Annotated in this window: 3 protein-coding genes; 2 read left to right on the top strand and 1 reads right to left on the bottom strand. The window is 43.8% G+C overall.

The genetic code is table 11. The features are described from left to right. Nucleotides 1–163 (top strand): hypothetical protein (locus tag HEN33_RS25110; RefSeq protein WP_183083522.1); only part of this gene is annotated, 163 nt, incomplete at its 5' end. A 356-nt stretch (nt 164–519) separates the two neighbouring features. Then, nucleotides 520–660, top strand: a complete 141-nt coding sequence (locus HEN33_RS25105; RefSeq protein ID WP_000347013.1) for a hypothetical protein — start codon at nt 520–522, stop codon at nt 658–660. Nucleotides 661–789: 129 nt separating this feature from the next. On the opposite strand, the gene HEN33_RS25100 is transcribed toward HEN33_RS25105, so the two are convergent. Further along, nucleotides 790–945: YlcI/YnfO family protein (locus tag HEN33_RS25100; RefSeq protein ID WP_032358289.1), on the bottom strand; the 156-nt coding region annotated here is incomplete at its 5' end.

Below are 945 nucleotides of genomic sequence, written 5' to 3'. Positions count from 1 at the left end.
GCGTGGTCGTGTTCTTGTTGAAGGTTCGTTCAGTGGTAAATGTACGCAATTACACTCCCGGACCTTTCAGGTGAATGCCACGAATGAAGAGCTAACCGTTGAGTGTACGATGAATGCCGCTAAATGCCGCATGGTATCCGCTGCATTACAGCCAGTGTGTTGAGCGACCTTATTATTCATGCGCGGTATTGTCGCCGTATTCCTGCATTAACAGAGACCGCAGCCCGACCGGGAGAATCCTCTGCGCGAGTGTGCGGGGATAATCAAAAACGATACACACCGGGGTTTACCGCGTTAACGGAGCGCGGCGTTGTCCCCTCATGGTCGCTGGTCCGGTGCGATGGTGGAAGAAGCCGGATGTTTATCACTATTAATTGATAACACAGAAATGGATTCATTGATTTTCAGCACGTTTTTGTATTCGTATTATTGAACATCTGTTTATTTTACTTTTAACATATTGATAATAAAAAGAGCTGTAAATCTTTAGATGAGTCGATTTTGTCCGGGGAAGTTCAAATGGATTTTATGCTGACGGTTTCTGGTGTGGTTATCCTGTCCATTGCTTATACTGCAGATAAATATGGCTGCCATTTGTTATCACGTATTGGCGCTTATTGCTCGTTGATGCTGATTTTCTCGTCGCTTTTTTTTGAGTAAGTTATATTAATTATAACAAATAATTTTCTGTGTTTTTTCAGGCTATCCCGTCAGACGGGAAGCCTGTACTGCCGGGGGACGAATGGAAAACTGATGTGTCCGGTAACTGTGTGTTCTGTGAACACCATGTTACTTAATTATGTAATTCATACCCGAACGCTCTGTTGACAGCCTTCTTCTGCAGGCTTCAATAACCCACGCTGAAAAGTTACCGGAACCTTTATGTTCAAGGGCGATATTGATCTGTTCAATCATGTGATTGGGGAAACGGATATTGCGGATTGT

Origin of the sequence: Escherichia sp. 94.0001, assembly GCF_013369155.2 — a bacterium.
Classification (GTDB): Bacteria; Pseudomonadota; Gammaproteobacteria; order Enterobacterales; family Enterobacteriaceae; genus Escherichia; species Escherichia coli_F.
The sequence above is the reverse complement of the archived record's forward strand: the minus strand, read 5'-3'. Positions and strand labels throughout refer to the sequence as shown.